At 44.9% G+C, this 15,005-nt stretch carries 13 protein-coding genes; 5 read left to right on the plus strand and 8 right to left on the minus strand.

What is annotated here, in order from left to right; all coding sequences use genetic code 11:
- Window positions 1-25: 25 nt before the first annotated feature.
- Together AB2J24_RS13350 and AB2J24_RS13355 are read right to left on the minus strand one after the other, a co-directional pair.
- A complete protein-coding gene (locus AB2J24_RS13350) occupies window positions 26-667 on the minus strand; it encodes a TerC family protein (protein ID WP_162652020.1) in 642 nt (213 codons plus the stop codon).
- Entirely contained in the window at window positions 660-2,270 is a 1,611-nt protein-coding gene (locus AB2J24_RS13355; RefSeq protein ID WP_367385812.1) for a GMC family oxidoreductase, read from the minus strand. The genes AB2J24_RS13350 and AB2J24_RS13355 overlap by 8 nt, the downstream gene beginning before the upstream one ends.
- Before the next feature lie 100 nt (window positions 2,271-2,370).
- Here AB2J24_RS13355 and AB2J24_RS13360 point away from each other — a divergent pair, with 100 nt between their 5' ends.
- The gene (locus tag AB2J24_RS13360; RefSeq protein ID WP_174244210.1) at window positions 2,371-3,135 is read left to right on the plus strand and encodes an IclR family transcriptional regulator; all 765 of its coding nucleotides are present in this window, start codon (window positions 2,371-2,373) and stop codon (window positions 3,133-3,135) included.
- A gap of 12 nt (window positions 3,136-3,147) precedes the next feature.
- Here AB2J24_RS13360 and AB2J24_RS13365 read toward each other — a convergent pair whose 3' ends face one another.
- The 3 genes from AB2J24_RS13365 to hisD are packed head-to-tail and all read right to left on the minus strand — an operon-like array spanning window position 3,148 to window position 6,205.
- Window positions 3,148-4,137, minus strand: coding sequence for an alcohol dehydrogenase catalytic domain-containing protein (locus AB2J24_RS13365; protein ID WP_367385813.1), 990 nt, complete (start codon window positions 4,135-4,137; stop codon window positions 3,148-3,150).
- Window positions 4,134-4,895, minus strand: a complete 762-nt coding sequence (locus tag AB2J24_RS13370; RefSeq protein ID WP_367385814.1) for an SDR family NAD(P)-dependent oxidoreductase — start codon at window positions 4,893-4,895, stop codon at window positions 4,134-4,136. The genes AB2J24_RS13365 and AB2J24_RS13370 overlap by 4 nt, the downstream gene beginning before the upstream one ends.
- Before the next feature lie 2 nt (window positions 4,896-4,897).
- The gene (gene hisD / locus AB2J24_RS13375; protein WP_367385815.1) at window positions 4,898-6,205 is read right to left on the minus strand and encodes a histidinol dehydrogenase; all 1,308 of its coding nucleotides are present in this window, start codon (window positions 6,203-6,205) and stop codon (window positions 4,898-4,900) included.
- A 111-nt stretch (window positions 6,206-6,316) separates the two neighbouring features.
- Here hisD and AB2J24_RS13380 point away from each other — a divergent pair, with 111 nt between their 5' ends.
- Window positions 6,317-7,354, plus strand: coding sequence for a LacI family DNA-binding transcriptional regulator (locus AB2J24_RS13380; RefSeq protein ID WP_367385816.1), 1,038 nt, complete (start codon window positions 6,317-6,319; stop codon window positions 7,352-7,354).
- Here the strand turns inward: AB2J24_RS13380 and AB2J24_RS13385 are convergent.
- Both AB2J24_RS13385 and AB2J24_RS13390 read right to left on the minus strand, forming a co-directional pair.
- A complete protein-coding gene (locus tag AB2J24_RS13385; RefSeq protein ID WP_367385817.1) occupies window positions 7,351-8,046 on the minus strand; it encodes a response regulator in 696 nt (231 codons plus the stop codon). The two genes, AB2J24_RS13380 and AB2J24_RS13385, sit on opposite strands and share 4 nt — an antisense overlap.
- Complete coding sequence (locus tag AB2J24_RS13390; RefSeq protein WP_367385818.1) at window positions 8,046-9,413, minus strand: cache domain-containing protein; 1,368 nt, start codon at window positions 9,411-9,413, stop codon at window positions 8,046-8,048. Before AB2J24_RS13390 ends, AB2J24_RS13385 begins: the two co-directional genes overlap by 1 nt.
- Before the next feature lie 191 nt (window positions 9,414-9,604).
- On the opposite strand from AB2J24_RS13390, the gene AB2J24_RS13395 reads away from it, so the two are divergent.
- From AB2J24_RS13395 to AB2J24_RS13405, 3 genes are all read left to right on the plus strand, one after another.
- Window positions 9,605-10,687, plus strand: coding sequence for a TRAP transporter substrate-binding protein (locus AB2J24_RS13395; RefSeq protein ID WP_162652013.1), 1,083 nt, complete (start codon window positions 9,605-9,607; stop codon window positions 10,685-10,687).
- Window positions 10,688-10,779: 92 nt separating this feature from the next.
- Window positions 10,780-11,823, plus strand: a complete 1,044-nt coding sequence (locus tag AB2J24_RS13400) for a TRAP transporter small permease subunit (protein WP_367385819.1) — start codon at window positions 10,780-10,782, stop codon at window positions 11,821-11,823.
- An 11-nt stretch (window positions 11,824-11,834) separates the two neighbouring features.
- Window positions 11,835-14,489 (plus strand): TRAP transporter large permease subunit, encoded by a 2,655-nt coding sequence (locus AB2J24_RS13405; protein ID WP_367385820.1) that lies wholly within the window; start codon window positions 11,835-11,837, stop codon window positions 14,487-14,489.
- A gap of 50 nt (window positions 14,490-14,539) precedes the next feature.
- Here AB2J24_RS13405 and soxR read toward each other — a convergent pair whose 3' ends face one another.
- The gene (gene soxR / locus AB2J24_RS13410; protein ID WP_162652011.1) at window positions 14,540-15,004 is read right to left on the minus strand and encodes a redox-sensitive transcriptional activator SoxR; all 465 of its coding nucleotides are present in this window, start codon (window positions 15,002-15,004) and stop codon (window positions 14,540-14,542) included.
- Between the last annotated feature and the right edge of the window lies 1 nt (window position 15,005).

Below are 15,005 nucleotides of genomic sequence, written 5' to 3' on the forward strand. Positions count from 1 at the left end.
TATCTTTTTAAGAAATAATCACAATTTAAAGGATACCTAACAAATGACCGACCCCGTTCGGTGCATCAAATATTCCACGTTTCATCATTTCGCCCGCTACATAGAGCAGAACGATAAGGCCCAGCCATGAAATCCAGGGGTACTTTGCAAGTAATTTCATAATAAGTGTGGCAGCAAATGCCATGAGGATAATTGCCAGACCAAGACCAAACACGAGCGTTGTAGTATTTCCATCTGCAATTGCTGCAACCGCAAGAACATTATCAAGTGACATCGAAACGTCAGCGATCGTGATGGAGACAAGTGCCGAGAACATTGTACGGCGCGGCGCGCCAGTATATCCTGCCTCCAGATTGTCTGCGATTTCCATCGCGTCTTCTGCTTCTTCAGATTGTCCTTCTCTGATTTCTTTGAAAAGGGTCCAGCATACCCAAAATAGCAGCAAGGCACCAATAAACAATATGCCCGGAACATCAAGAAGGCTGGTTGCAATAACTGCAAAAACGATACGCATAACAGCAGCAATAATCATGCCATAAAGAATTGCTTTCTTACGCAATTCCGGCGAAAGGCCAGCTGCCGCCATTCCAATGACCAAGGCATTGTCGCCTGATAAGATCAAATCAGCAATAATAATTTGACTGTAATCAATGATAAGTTCAAGCATTCGCAGCGTCCTCTAAAATCATGTCAGAAACTTTTTCACCAATCATAATGCATGGAGCATTCGTGTTGCCCGACATGATTTGGGGCATGATGGATGCATCGGCTACACGTAAACCTTTAATACCGCGGACACGAAGTCGTGCATCAACAACAGACAACTTGTCGCTTTCGGGACCCATTTTGCATGTTCCGGTTGGGTGATAAATTGTAACAGCGGTATTGCGAGCCCAATTGAGCGTGCCTTCATAATCGTCAAATGCGACTTCTTTACCGGGGGAAAATTCTTCAGTCACATGAGATTTCAACGGTTCGAAATCCGCAATTTTGCGAGCAATTTGAATGCCTTTTACAATGGTATCTTGGTCAAGTTGTGTCGCAAGATAATTCGGATGAATTTCCGGGTGGTCGCGATAATCGGCAGACTTAAGCTGTAAGTGACCTGCGCTTTCAGGCCGCATTTGCAGTACAGAAGCTGTAAAGGCTGAGAACTTATGTGGCCCATCAGCAGGATTAGTTGCACTAAATGGCTGAATATGGAATTGGATATCCGGTGTCGATAATGATGGATCTGTTTTTAAAAAACCAGTGCCAAGGCTTGCTGCCATTGCCATAGGGCCTGTCCGCTTAAGTGCGTATTCAAGAGCAATCATACCTTGTTTAAAGATGTTGTTTGTCTCGATGTTGATTGTCGATAGATCGGTCTTGAAAACAGGTCGTGCTTGCAAATGATCTTGCAGGTTTTTGCCAACCCCCTTGAGTTCAATTCTTGTCTCAATCCCAACGGCCGAAAGTTCCTCGCTTGCCCCAATGCCAGATAACATCAAAATTTGTGGAGAACCGATTGCTCCGGCGGATAAAATTACCTCTCGTCGTGCCTTGATGGTTTTTTTCTTGCCACGAGTAACTGCAGCTACACCTGTTGCACGTCCGTCTTCGATGATAACTTTTTCAACTTGGGTATTGGTAATAATTTCAAGATTCGAGCGATTTCGTGCAGGTTTAAGATATGCAACAGCTGAACTGCAACGTTTGCCATTGACCATGGTCAGTTGGAAATAACCAACACCTTCTTGATCGCCGCTATTATAATCTGAATTCTTTTTATAACCGGCAGCTTCTGCCGCATCGACCCATTTATCGACAACGTCACGTTTTAAACGAGTTGGCGAAACAGATAGAGGGCCGTTTTCACCACGGTCTTTATTTTTTTGCTCGCCAATCCACGATTCAGAGCGTTTAAAAAATGGGAGTACATCGTCCCAGGCCCAACCCTCGTTTCCTAGCTGACGCCAATGATTATAGTCTTCGGCCTGTCCGCGTACATACAAAAGTCCATTAATGGAACTAGAGCCACCCAACACTTTACCGCGGGGCCATGGGATGGATCGTCCATTAATACCAGGGTCATTTTCAGTTTTATAGCGCCAATCAGTATTTGGGTTGTTCATAGTTTTGAAATACCCAACTGGTATGTGGATCCATGGGTTCGTATCGCGACCACCTGCCTCAATCATAGCAACAGTATATTTACCATTTTCGGAAAGTCGGCTCGCAACTGCACATCCAGCGGAACCAGCACCTATAACAACGTAATCAAATTCCAAAAAACCCTCCAACGGTGAAAAATGAGACTTTTTGTCTTGTTTTTCATTATTTTTTACTTTATAGCCTTTTCATGGAGGATGTAAAGAGGGAGATAGGAAGGTGAACGAGGAAAATCGAATTCCGACGAATTTACGCACGCTTATGATTTTGGAAATCATGGGACGGAGCGAAAGTGCGATGACACCAACACAGATTAATGCTGAGTTAGGCTTGCCAAAACAAACAGTTCATCGTCTTTGTACGACGTTGGAGAATGAGGGTTATCTCGTGCGTGAGGCTGACGGTAAGCGTTTGCGCCCTTCAAGAAAACTTCGCTTAATTGCAAATGGTTTGCTGCATGCATCACGTTTTCATATTACTCGTCATCAGATTCTGGTGGATGTTGCAAATAAGGTGCAAGAAACTGTGAACATGGTCGTGCCTGAAGAAACAGGCATGAATTATATTGATCGTGTGGAAACCGATTGGCCATTTCGTATCCAGCTACCTGTTGGATCAAACGTGCCTTTTCATTGCACGGCAAGTGGTAAGACCTTTATGGCGAGTATGCCTAAATCAAAACGTGAACAATTTGTTGCTGGATTAAAGCTAAAAAAATGGACTGATAAAACACATCAGACTGCTGCGTCTTTGTTGGAGGATTTAAAGCAAACACGCAAGCGTGGATATGCCATCGATGATGAGGAGTTTATGGATGACATGGTCGCTATCGCAGTACCTGTCACGGATGCAAAAGGGCGTTTTGTTGCATCGCTTGCTTTCCATGGACCGATACAGAGAATATCAATTGATGAGATGATATCCCGAAAGCAGCATTTATTCGATGGGGCCGTGGCGCTTTCTACAGCGCTTTTCGATGATTAAATTGATCTGATGCTAAGGCTTGAGAACAATTTTTGGCGCGCAAACATTGCCAGCGAGAATATCCTCAAAGGCAGATTGCCCGTCACTTAAGTTGCGAAATTCAACCCAGTCGAGTGACCCTAAACCACCATTAAAGATTGCTTCGGCTGTCTCGCAAAAATGTTCGTGTGTATAGGTATAACAGCCAATGAATGAAATCTCTTGCAGAGTCATGCGTCTGATATCAAGGCCATCTTGACTGTCGCCTAAACCAATATGGGCAATCACACCGCCTGGTTTGGCAACACGGCAGGCCATCTCCCGTGTCGGCTTGATGCCAACACCATCAATAATCAAGTCAAAACATTGATCTTCGGTTAGTCCAGCAGGCGCAACAACTTTGAAATCAGTCTTTTCAGTTATAAAGTTACGACGTTTTTCATTTGCTTCGACAATAACTACATCCTGGTAGCCATTTGCTTTTAGACTCAAGGCTGCCCCCAAACCAATTGCGCCGCCGCCGATAGCTAGTGCGCTCGTGTTTTCATGTGAGGATGTTAGAACGCGTTCTGCCAAGCGAACTGCATGCCAACCGCAGGCAATCGGTTCGCATAATGCAGCTTGATCGAATGAAACATTGTCTGGAATTTCGACGAGGTTTTGCATAGGCATAGATATGTATTCTGCGAAAGCACCCTCGCGTGGTGGCATAGAAATGATCTGCCTGTTAGCGCAAATATTTCCGCGTCCATTTTTACAATTATCGCAGGTGCCGCAAGTCACAAGCGGGTTAACGGTTACGCGCTTGCCACTATCGGGGCCGGATACAATCGTTCCAGCCGCTTCATGACCCAGGATTAATGGGGCGGGACGTCGTTCATCGTGGCCAAGAAAAGCATGCATATCTGACCCACACAGACCAACACTTTCGACCTTAATGAGAACGTCGTTGTCAACGGTTTCAGGGTTTGGCGTTTCACGATATTCAAGTGTTTTTTCGCTCGTATAGACTAGTGCCTTCATTTTGCGGTAAATCCCCCATCAACCATCAGTATTTGCCCGGTTATATATGCTGAAGCATCAGAACTTAAGAAGAGGACTGGGCCGTCAAGGTCAGCCATTTCGCCATTGCGGCCAATGCATGTTTGTTCCGCATTGCGGTTAGCTCGTTCGGGATCGTCAAAAACCTTTGCAGTCAATTCTGTTTTAAAAAAACCAGGTCCAATCGCATTCGTATTGATACCATCTTTTGACCAAGCTTCAGACATTGCGCGGGTCATCTGTGCAACAGCACCTTTCGCTGATCCATAAGAAATACCATTTGGAAATGCGCGAAAACTTTGTAGGGACGCAAAATTTATGATGCGGCCCCAGCCTTTTGCTTTCATAGCTGGCACAAGTTTCTGACTGAGGAAAAATGGCGCAGCTAAGTTTACGGACTGTGTTAAGTCCCAAATTTCTTCAGTAACTTCATCCGCAGATGTGCGGGTGTTAATGCCCGCACCATTTATTAATATATCAGGTGCTCCAAATGGTTTGGAAACAAGTTGTGCTAGTTCCCCCATTCTGCATTTGTCAGACAGATCAAACGCAAGAGATGCGGTCTGTCCGTCGGTTTCATTTTCCCAAGCTTCAAGTTGGTCTGCCCTGCGTGCGACGCCTACTACTTTGGCACCGCGATTAGCAAGCATTGTTGCCGTATGACGACAAATGCCTGAGCTTGCTCCTGTTATGCAGACAACTTTGCCTGAAACATCAAACAATTGATCGCTTGTGTTCACAACTATTCCTCAGACGTAAGGTCAAACGTTTCGTTCGGGAAGTATTTCGCCAAGCGGATGTCAGCAGTACGAGCATGCCCTTCCATACCTTCAAGACGAGATATGCGTGCCGTTGCTTCGGCAACTGGCTTTGCACCTTCACGTGTTGCTTGCTGCCATGTCACGATTTTCATGTATTTATGAACAGACAAACCACCAGTGTAACTTGCAGCACCTGATGTTGGAAGCACATGGTTTGTGCCTGACGCTTTATCCCCAAATGCAACTGTTGTTTCTTCACCAAGGAAGAGTGAACCATAACATGCAAGGCGATCAAGCCACCAAGGGAGATCCTGCGCTTGAACAGTTAAGTGCTCGGGGGCATATTCATCACTTGTTGCGGCCATTTCTTCGCGGTTATCGCAAACGATCACCTCGGCATAATCACGCCAAGCTGCTTCTGCGTTTTTGCTATTGAGTTCAGGAAGGTCAGCGATAAGCGGTGGTACAAGTTCCATCACTTTTTCTGCAAGCGCCTTATCATCGGTCACGAGCCAAACTGGTGAATTGTAACCATGCTCTGCTTGTCCAACGAGATCAGCCGCAACAATGTCAGCATCCGCAGTCGCATCCGCCAAAATGAGACTGTCGGTAGGACCTGCAAACATATCAATGCCAACGCGGCCGAACAGAATGCGTTTTGCTTCGGCTACAAACTGGTTGCCTGGACCGACCAGAATGTCAGCTTTTGGCAAGTCAAACAATCCAAAAGTCATCGACGCAATTGCCTGAATTCCACCCATTGCCAGAATTGTATCTGCACCACATAGGTCTGCCGCATAGACAATTGCAGGTGCTATACCAACGCCTGGGCGAGGGGGGGAGCATGCCATAATATGATCAACACCGGCAACTTTTGCTGTTGTAACTGTCATAATGGCCGATGCAATGTGGCTATATCGACCACCTGGAATATAACAACCAGCAGCTTGAACTGGAATACTTTTTTGCCCTGCGGTTAAGCCAGGAACAACTTCAATAGAAATATCTTTAAGTGTTTCTTTTTGTGCTTCAGCAAACTTCTTTACATTCGCATGGGCAAACTGGATATCGCGCTTAAGTTTTTCTGGTACCAGCGCTGACGCAGCATCAATATCTGCACGGTTTAGTTTAAGCGTACCTTCATATTTATCGAATTTTTTGGCATATTCGAGTGCAGTTTTATCACCGCCTTTTTCGATATCATCCAATACCTGTTGAACAGTTGCGCGAACGTCACCTGCGTCGCTTGATGATGTTAGATCTGCTTTCTTTAAATATGTACGTGCCATTTTTATCTCTATCTGTAAAATTTGTCTGGCTAAATGTAAGCGCTTACATTTTGCTTGGCAAGTCTTTTTTTATAAGTTACATGTTTATTGTGAAAATGAAGGGGAATCCTGTTGAGAGGTAATGATTTACCGAAACTGGAAGATGTGGCGCGATTGGCTGGTGTATCAACCGCAACCGTTTCGCGTTGTCTTAATTCGCCTGGTCAGGTTGTTTCTAAAACGCGTGAGAAGGTTTTAAATGCAGTTAATGAGTTAGGTTATCTTCCAAACTCTAATGCAAGAGCTCTTGCTGCAAATCGTTCGAATATCATTGGTGCGATTATTCCAACCATGGAAAATTCTATTTTTGCGAGCGGCCTGCAGGCCTTTCAAGAGGTTTTAAATGGTGCAGGATTTGATTTGCTTGTCGCAAGCTCCTCCTATGATCAGGGAACTGAAGAAAAACAAATTCGATCACTGGTATCGCGGGGGGCAGAAGGACTTTTCCTAATCGGGACGGACAGAAGTTCTGCAATTTACGATTTTCTGAATGAAAGAAATGTCCCTTTTGTTGTTTCGTGGAGCCATCATTCATCAGGCAAGCGAAGAGAAGCCGGGCATTTTGTTGGATTTGATAATAGCGCGGCCATGCAAGAAATGACGGAAAAAGTTATATCATTTGGTCACCGTCGTGTCGCTTTAATTTCAGGCATATTAAAGAATAATAACCGCTCTGTTGAACGCGTTGCTGGATATACAAAAGCAGTTGAAGATGCTAATTTGCCGGTTCATGTTTATGAGAGCCCATTTGATTTTGATGCGGCTACAGAAGTTTTCAAATCGATCATGAAGGACGTAGATCCACCAACAGCCGTGGTTTGCAACAACGATGTTTTGGCTGCTGCGTCAGTCTTGGCTGCAAAGGCGTTGGGTCTGCGTGTGCCAGAAGATATATCCATTACTGGATTTGACGATATCCAGCTTGCATCTGTTGTTGAGCCTCATTTAACAACCGTTCGTGTTCCTCACCGAAGAATGGGTGCAGATGCAGCTAAGTCGCTAATAAGACAAATTTCCAATGATGCTGGTTTTGAAAATATCAAACTTGAGACACGCATAGTCGAGCGCGCATCATTAGCTCAGCCTCGCGCGCATGTAATTAAAATCTAGAGGCCCAATTCGGTTGCTATCTTTGTAAGCATGACGGCATTTCCGCCACCTGTTTTTTCTCGGATTGACATGCGATGGCTTTCAACTGTTCGTACCGAAATTTTCATACTATCTGCAATTTGTTTATTGGGCATGCCTTTCGATATCGCAGATAAGACCTGTTTTTCTCTGTTGGTAAGCCCGTAGTCAGACTGACCAGATCGCCCATTTGCGTTGCTATTCATGCTTTGTGATAGTGATTTGCTAAGCTTTGGTCCAAGATATGTCGCACCTGCTGACGCCATCGCAATCGCGTTGAGCATTTCCGCTTTAGATGCATCTTTGAGCACGAAGCCATTTGCACCAATGCGTAATGCCTCTTGCACGTATTCTTCATTGTCGTAGACGGAGAGGAACAAGATCTTTATGTCGGGCATGTCTTGTCGGATGATTTTAGCTGCTTCTAGCCCGTTAAGCTCGGGCATAGAAATATCCAGAAGTAACAGATCAGGTTCATATAGTCCGCACAATTCAACGGCTTCGCGCCCGTTCTTGGCTTCGCCAACAAGATCGATATTTGCCTCGTTCACAAGCCGCGAATGAATACCCTCACGAACAAGGTCGTGATCGTCAGCAATAATGAGTCTGATTTTCTGAGAGTTCATTGAAATACTATGTTCGCTCCCCACAACAATAGTGCCGTCACCATACATCACTTTTCCGTTTGCTCCAACTTCTTATCAATTGGAATCCCTATTTCAATGATCAGGCCGCTGGGAGTGGCATTTTTGAAACTTATTGTGCCCCCTATGGCGTCAATCCGCTCCTGCATATTGCGTATGCCGAGGCCAGAACCTGTTGGAGGCCATTTGGTGTGGTGGCTAATTCCGACACCATTATCTTCAAGCAATAACAAGAATCTTGAACGTTCTCGCTTCAAGGAGATGTTTATTTCTGTCGCCTTTGAATGACGATCGGCATTGGTTAAGGCCTCTTGGATGACCCGATAAACGGCAATACGTGTTTCATCGGTTATTAGTTTCTTAGGTTGTTTTGCATTCACATGGACTGAAATGCCTGTCTGTTTGGAATATTCTGCACCCAAACTTTTAACGGCTGAAACAAGGCCCATATCATCAAGAACGGAAGGTCGAAGCGCCATCGAGATTCGGCGAACTTCGTTGATTGTATCGTCGATTGTCTGAATAGACTTATCGAGTGGTTCGCGCACACCAACGCTTTTTGCTTTTGATACAGCGGCTTCAAGTCCGTATCGTGCTGAAACAAGTAACTGGCTGATACCATCATGTAACTCATGTGCCACCCGTTTTCGTTCTTCTTCCTGCACGTCGACAATTCTAGCTGTTAGTAATCGTAATCGTTCATCGGCAAAGCGTTGTTCACTAACTCTGGCCAGAGTCAAAATAATCGCTGTCAAGATAAGTGAGCCGAGTGCGAGTAATAAGATAATAAGTCGCGTTTCTCCGATTCTAATTTCCGTTTGATCTTGGATTTTCCTAATTTGATCAGATACGTCATCAAGATAAATACCAGTGCCCAACATCCAGTCCCATTTGGGTAGATAGACTGAGAATCCGAGTTTATCGACATATTCACCGCTGGAAGGTTTCTTCCATGTGTAGGTATAGGCATCGCCCGTTTTGGCACGTGCTATGAGGTCCTTGATTACGGTTTTGCCATTTTCATCGCGCAAACCTATCCAATTGCTGCCGATGAGGTGGGTATGCCGCGGGTTGACAATATTGGTTCCATTTCCATCATAAATATAGAAATAATTATCTTCACCAAAAGTCATCTTGCGAACAATTCGGCGTGCTTCATATTGGGCCTTGCGTTCCGACTTGAGATAGGAGCCGTAACTAGGAGTAAGAGCATTTTTTGCCAATGCGACATAATTTAGAAGTTCGGCTTGTTTTTGCTCTAGATAAAACTCTTCAATGGCTTTGGCCTGTGATTGCGCCAGACGGGATGCCAGAACATCGATAATATAGGTTGAGGCTAATGCAATTAAGATTGTTGGCAATACGGTGATGACAAGAAGTTTTGTTTTAAAATTCATAACCCATTCCAAAATATGAACGCATTTTATCAAGTTACATTGGCATAACTATAACAAATTTCCAAAAAATCCGTAGTTCTACCGATGTGAAGCGGTAGTAACACGTGTTGTTCTTTATTTCTTACATTTGTAAGGAGTGAGACAGGGTATCAAAACGGTGCTCTGGTTTTTTATGTTCTTGGGAGGACCTAATGGAACGTCGTAAATTTCTAAAAGGCGCAGCACTTGCTGGTGCCGCTACAACTCTTGCCGCACCTGCTGTTGCGCAAGGCAAAACCGAAATGGTTATCGTATCAACTTGGCCACGGGATTTCCCTGGTCTTGGGCTTCCAGCTCAGCGTCTAGCCGCACGCATTTCCGAACTGACTGATGGTCGTATTGATACACAGTACTTTGCTGCCGGTGAGCGTGTTGGCGCGTTTGATTCGTTCGATGAAGTCGCGTCCGGTAATGCGCAAGCGTATATTGGCGCTGATTACTACTGGAAAGGTAAGCACCCAGGTTGGGCTCCGTTTACTGCTATTCCGTTCGGCATGACTTACACAGAGATCGATGCATGGATTAAATATGCTGGTGGTCAAGAGCTTTGGGATGAGTTGGCAGGCGAATTTGGCCTTAAAAACTTTGCTATGGGTAATACTGGCGTTCAAATGGGCGGTTGGTTCAATAAAGAAATCAACTCACCTGACGACCTTAAAGGTCTTAAAATGCGTATTCCTGGTCTTGGTGGCGACGTTATGTCTAAATTGGGCGCGTCTCCTGTTTCACTTCCAGGTGGTCAGATTTATGAAAACCTTGTTTCCGGTGCGATTGACGCGACTGAGTGGGTTGGTCCATTCAATGATTACTTCATGAAGTTCTACGAAGCGGCTAAATATTATTACTGGCCTGGTATGCACGAACCAGGTGCTCAGCTTGCGCTTGGTATGAATGCGTCTTGGTGGGCTGGTCTGTCTAAAAATGATCAAGCTATCATTGAAGCAGCATGTAACGAAGAGAACGCGCGCACAATGGCAGAAACAAATGCCAATAATGGTGCATATCTCAACCGCTTGATCAACGATCATGGTGTCCAGCTTCGTGAATTCAACGATGACGTCTATGAAGCCTTTGGTGAAGCCGCTCAGGAAGTTATTGAAGAAGCACGCGATCATTCTCCACTATCTGCAAAAATTTACGATGCAGTGGTTGAAAAACGTGACGAGCTTGGTGCTTGGACATCCCTATCTGATATGGCTTACGTTCAAAAACGTAATGCTGTTCTTAATCAGTAGAATCAAGGTTTTAACGTAACCTTTGGTGAGGCGGATATCTGCCTCACCCTTTTATGCATGAGAAATGCATATGACGAATCAGGGGACCCATAATGGTTGATCAAGCGGCAACGCCTGAAGGCAGTGCTTCGGCGGGCAATGATGCGGTGAACAATACTTCATTTGTAATGTCTGATAGAGCTTCAATGCTTATTCGCCTTTTTGGGTGGACAAATCTGGCAATTATGCTCGTTTACCTCATTAACAATTTTCTATCAAATGGTGCAGGTTTCCCTGGCGCAGGTCTTGGCTTTGCGACAGGTGGAGATCTTGGCGCCGAGTTCTTTCAGTTTGCGCTATATCCTATCGCAATTGGTGTAACATTTGCTTATGTGCTGGTTTGCCGCCAAACATCATTACGAACCGATAGCTTTACCGTCTCATCACTCAATGCCTTCTTTATTAGAGCTGCATTCTGGGCAGTGCTTTTTGTCGGGCTTGCAGACACGTTAATTTCATTTTTGCGGATTGAGGGTTTCTTGGATGTATTCGTGAGTGAACAATTCTCTAAGGATCTCGGGCGGGCCCAATTTCGCGGCCCTTATGTGCATGTTCCCCTTATTGGTCTGGGCGTTGTCATGGCTTTTTTCACACGTACACTTGGTTTTCATTGGCTCGCTCTTCTCATAGTGGTGGCTGAGCTTCTGATTGTGTTCTCGCGGTTTATTTTTTCTTATGAACAGGCCTTTATGTCTGATCTTGTTCGTTTTTGGTATGGGGCACTTTTCCTTTTTGCCAGTGCCTATACATTGCTGGAAGAAGGCCATGTGCGAGTGGATATTTTCTACGCCGGATTTGAGGAGAAATCTAAAGGCTATGTAAACGCTTATGGTTCGGTTTTCCTAGGCATATCATTATGTTGGATTATCCTGTTTGTCGGCATGGATAATAAGGCATCAATTATTAACAGCCCATTGTTTAATTTCGAAACATCGCAATCGGGTTTTGGGCTTTACGTAAAATACCTTATGGCCGCATTCTTAAGTGTCTTCGCCATATCAATGATGATTCAATTTGTGTCCTATCTCTTCGGGGCTGTAGCAGATATACGCGGTGAAGCGGGCAAACATATGCCTAAACCATCAGACGCGCATTAGAGGAAGTTATTATGGAACTGTTTTTTCTCTTTCTCCTTGTCGTACTTATGGCAATTGCTTTGGGTGTCGGCTACCCGGTGGCCTTTGCCCTGCCTGGCTCATCCATCATCACAATCTTGCTGGCTGCGGGTGCCGGATATTTGTTTCTGGGCGATAGCGATATTTTCTTCGCGCAGGGTGGTCCCGCGCAATGGCTAAGTGCCGGTGTAACCAACCTTCGCGGGGTCTATTGGGAACCCGAACGAGACACCCTCATTGCCATTCCGCTGTTCATCTTTATGGGTATTATGCTTCAGCGTTCAAAAATCGCGGAAGACTTGCTCATCACAATGGCCAGACTTTTTGGTCCTGTGCCAGGTGGCCTCGGTATTTCAGTCGTTTTTGTGGGTGCATTGCTTGCTGCAACAACTGGTATTGTAGGCGCGACAGTAGTTGCAATGGGCCTTATCTCCCTGCCTGCAATGTTACGTAATAATTATTCGCAGCCTCTTGCCACAGGTACGATTGCGGCATCAGGAACATTAGGTCAGATCATCCCACCCTCTATTGTGTTGATTATTCTTGCCGACCAATTATCCAGTGCTGCGGATCAAGCTGGTACTGCGCGCAAAGCGCTCTTTAAAGATGCGACAGGCGAATTGTCTATGCCGTCAATTTTTGATGTCGTATCCACAAGCGCCGGCGAAATGTTCTTAGGTGCATTTGTTCCGGGCATTGTGCTTGTCGTGCTCTATATGGCCTATATTTTGATTTATGCATTTTTCAATCCAAAAGCGGCACCGCCAGTTGCTTCTGAAGGGAAGATTGACGGTGCGTTTTTAGTCAAAGTGGTCTTGACCCTGGTTCCTCCACTTCTTCTGATTTTCCTTGTTCTTGGTTCAATCATTGGCGGTATTGCAACGGTGAATCAAGCAGGCGCAATCGGTGCAGGCGGCGCACTCATAATGGCGGGTTATCGTCTCAGAGAAGGGCACTCCCGCGCCTATTATCCAGCATTGTTGGCCATTGCCTCGTTAGTTCTCATCACAATTACGCTTTCGCTCTACAATACCAATGTGAAAAGCATTAATTCAGCCGAAGACCAATTTGGTATCGCGCTCGCAATCATTGGTACAACTGGTCTGATTACAGCCCTTGTTTGGAGTGGTATTCGAGCACTCAAAATTGAAAATACGCTTCATGGCGTTATGATTGAAACAGCGAAAACGACATCACTTGTTTTCATTATTCTGCTTGGTGCGGCCATTCTGACAGCTGCCTTCCGCGCATTTGGTGGAGAGCATTTGGTTAAAGAGTTTCTCGAAGGATTGCCGGGTGGTTTTTGGACAAAATTCCTCATCGTCATGGCTGTGATTTTCGTCCTTGGTTTCTTTCTTGATTTCATTGAAATTGCTGTTGTTGTGGTACCAATTGTTGCGCCGATTTTGTTGGCTGATCCAGAGGCAAATGTGACTGCTGTCTGGTTGGGCGTGATGATTGGTCTGAACATTCAAACATCATTCCTCACACCGCCATTTGGGTTTGCGCTGTTTTATCTGCGAGGCGTTGCGCCGGCTGTGGTTAAAACGATCAATATGTATAAGGGAGTGATCCCATTCATCTTGTTGCAATTATCTGCTCTAGCCATTGTTGGCGCTGTGCCACAATTGGTAAATTACCTGCCAAATAGAGTGTCGTTGCTTTCGGAAAATTCCCCGCCCCCGCGCAACCCAAAACTGGGTTATTGTGTTGATAATTATCTGGTCAAAGAATTCGCAACAAACAAGGCTGGTTTGCTGCAAAATATTTCGATGGCGCGTAATATTGATTTATCCACATTGCCATCTGGTATGAGCAAAGATTTGGCTAAAAGTTTTGACAGTGCTGAGCAATCATTTGCACTTCTAGACGGCGCTATCGCAGCAGAGCAGGTTGTGCTTGATGCGTCTGATGCCTATCGTCCCGATCATCATTTTGTACGGGAAGTCGAACGCGATATCAGGCGTTTGGAAACTCATAAGGCCGAACTTGAGACTGAGTTAAGCCGTTTGCCTGAAGGTTCTGAAAAGCGAGCAGTGGCCATCAACCAAAAGCTAGAGAACATCGATAAAGATATTACTGAGCTTACAGCTAAAATTCCATCGGATTGGGAAGGAAAGTTTGAAACTTATAGCAAGCTACGAAAAACAGTAACTTCTGAAAGAGGTAAATTCTATCGTGCGTCTCAGGAAGGTTATGAGCCGGTGGTTGAGATGATGAATGTACTAAATTCGACAGATGCATTTAATGAGCTAAAAGATGAACTCTACGCGGCATCAGCACAAATTGAAGATAATCAACCTGTCGATATGGTAGAGCCTTTAGCTGCCCTTGCTAAAAAGTTTGGCGATGTTGCGGGTGCTGATAAAGTAAAATCAGCTATCTCCAAAGCCCGCCGCGCTATTAAGGCTAGAAAACCAAATAAAGAAAAGGCGCTTAAAGAGATTGCAAAAGCAGTTAAGCTTTATGATGAGCAGATTGAATGGCGTAAAGCAGGCGTGACGAATATTTTGCCGAAATTGGGCGAATATGAGCAATCAATTCGTCATAATATTGGTATTCGCCAGCAACCAAAATTGACAAGAGAGCAAGCGTTATCTGTGGCAGGTTGTCTGTCTGATCATCGCGATATTTCGTTGAACTTCTAAGAACCTGATTGGAAGGTATCTTCTTTAGATTAGTCTTTGTAGTTAAGTGATTAATCGAGTTCAGCGATGTCGCCCATAAGATATCGTGCGCCTGCACCTTTCTTTGCAGCGCGATCTTCAGCGTTGTAAAGTTTGCATTTGTCGAGTGATAGGCATCCACAACCAATGCAGCCGTCGAGTTTATCTCTCAATTGAATGAGGCTTTCAATTTTTGCGTCTATATTAGTGCGAAAGTTCTCACTCATTTCGGCCCAGTCTTTAGCGGTGGGTGTTCGCTGATTTGGCAGTCTGTTAAGCTGTTCTCGGATTTGATCGAGTGAAAATCCTAAATCTTGTGCGATTATTACAAATGAAAGACGACGTATGTCAGATCGTAGAAATCGCCTCTGTCCTCCATTATTTCTTTCAGAGTGTACCAATCCTTGTTCTTCATAGTAGCGAATGGCAGATACTGCCAAGCCAGTTCTCGCAGCTATTGCACCAATAGCCAAAGTTGTCTCAATTTTCTTCTTCATG

Source organism: Lentilitoribacter sp. EG35 (assembly GCF_040784015.1).
Lineage (GTDB): Bacteria > Pseudomonadota > Alphaproteobacteria > Rhizobiales > Rhizobiaceae > Lentilitoribacter.

Coding starts and splice junctions, on each gene's coding strand:
- AB2J24_RS13365 (WP_367385813.1), bottom strand. CDS start 4,137: ATGAAGGCACTAGTCTATACGAGCGAAAAAACACTTGAATATCGTGAA.
- AB2J24_RS13350 (WP_162652020.1), bottom strand. CDS start 667: ATGCTTGAACTTATCATTGATTACAGTCAAATTATTATTGCTGATTTG.
- AB2J24_RS13405 (WP_367385820.1), top strand. CDS start 11,835: ATGGAACTGTTTTTTCTCTTTCTCCTTGTCGTACTTATGGCAATTGCT.
- AB2J24_RS13385 (WP_367385817.1), bottom strand. CDS start 8,046: ATGTATGGTGACGGCACTATTGTTGTGGGGAGCGAACATAGTATTTCA.
- AB2J24_RS13390 (WP_367385818.1), bottom strand. CDS start 9,413: ATGAATTTTAAAACAAAACTTCTTGTCATCACCGTATTGCCAACAATC.
- AB2J24_RS13400 (WP_367385819.1), top strand. CDS start 10,780: ATGGTTGATCAAGCGGCAACGCCTGAAGGCAGTGCTTCGGCGGGCAAT.
- AB2J24_RS13395 (WP_162652013.1), top strand. CDS start 9,605: ATGGAACGTCGTAAATTTCTAAAAGGCGCAGCACTTGCTGGTGCCGCT.
- hisD (WP_367385815.1), bottom strand. CDS start 6,205: ATGGCACGTACATATTTAAAGAAAGCAGATCTAACATCATCAAGCGAC.
- soxR (WP_162652011.1), bottom strand. CDS start 15,004: ATGAAGAAGAAAATTGAGACAACTTTGGCTATTGGTGCAATAGCTGCG.